Source organism: Oleiphilus sp. HI0061 (assembly GCF_001635675.1).
This window is the reverse complement of the sequence record NZ_LWFE01001631.1, coordinates 1-646: the sequence shown is the minus strand read 5'-3', so window position 1 is coordinate 646 and position 646 is coordinate 1. Positions and strand designations below refer to the sequence as shown.

The 646-nt window shown below is 47.7% G+C and carries 1 protein-coding gene; it reads left to right on the top strand.

Going from position 1 to position 646, the window contains the following annotated elements:
• A partial coding sequence (gene pgeF / locus A3735_RS25150) for a peptidoglycan editing factor PgeF (protein WP_068638862.1) occupies positions 1-593 on the top strand: 593 nt, incomplete at its 5' end.
• Positions 594-646: the final 53 nt, after the last annotated feature.

Sequence of the window (646 nt, the reverse complement as noted above, 5' to 3'; positions counted from 1 at the left end):
ACAACAGGACAGTACTTGCGTCCCACTGCGCCTTAAATGCAGAGAATATTCATTGGCTGGAGCAGATACATAGTAATACTCTTGTTCAGGCCGAAAGCTCATCTATCAGCACTCAAGCAGACGCAAGTTATACTCGCAAGCAGCAAGAAGCCTGTGTCGTTATGACGGCCGACTGCCTTCCGGTACTGTTCTGCAACAAACAGGCAACGCAAGTCGCTGCCGCACATGCGGGTTGGCGAGGCTTAGCTTCTGGCATCCTAACTAAGACTGTAGAAAGCTTTGACTCACCCAATGAAGTAATTGCCTGGCTTGGCCCGGCAATCAGCCAAAAGGCATTTGAAGTTGGCGACGATGTCTATACAGCATTTTGTAACAAAGACCCCGAAGCCGCTCAAGCCTTTATCCCGGGAAAGGAACCAGGAAAATGGTTGGCAGATTTATACCTACTTGCCCGGATTGAGCTAAAAGCCATTGGAGTCAGCGCGATTTATGGCGGCACGCATTGCACCTTTCTTGAAAACCAACACTTCTATTCTTTTCGCCGTGATGGCCAAGTCTCGGGTCGTATGGCTTCTCTGATTTTCTTGCGCTAGAGTTTGGGTAAGGAATTAATCAGATTCTAAACGAATATTATCAATGTAAACCG